The organism is Desemzia sp. AGC72, from assembly GCF_057334175.1.
This window is the reverse complement of sequence record NZ_JBHFIG010000005.1, coordinates 1-283: the sequence shown is the minus strand read 5'-3', so window position 1 is coordinate 283 and position 283 is coordinate 1. Positions and strand designations below refer to the sequence as shown.

The window sequence follows — 283 nt, the reverse complement described above, 5'->3', positions numbered from 1 at the left end:
AGATAATATTTGTATTTAACAAGGTATTGAACCTTTATGACCCGTACGGGATTCGAACCCGTGTTACCGCCGTGAAAGGGCGGTGTCTTAACCGCTTGACCAACGGGCCTTTAATTTTTAACATATCATGGAATGGTGCTAAAACTTACGGAGAAGGAGGGATTTGAACCCTCGCGCCGCGTTAGCGACCTACACCCTTAGCAGGGGCGCCTCTTCAGCCACTTGAGTACTTCCCCAAACCACATATATGATTTTATTTTTCACATCCAAGTAAAACTTGGTG

General features: G+C 45.2%; 2 tRNA genes. Both read right to left on the bottom strand.

Going from position 1 to position 283, the window contains the following annotated elements:
• Positions 1-37: 37 nt before the first annotated feature.
• Positions 38-109, bottom strand: a tRNA-Glu gene (locus ACE025_RS03390).
• Between the two features lie 39 nt (positions 110-148).
• Positions 149-236 (bottom strand) — tRNA-Ser (locus ACE025_RS03385).
• Positions 237-283: the final 47 nt, after the last annotated feature.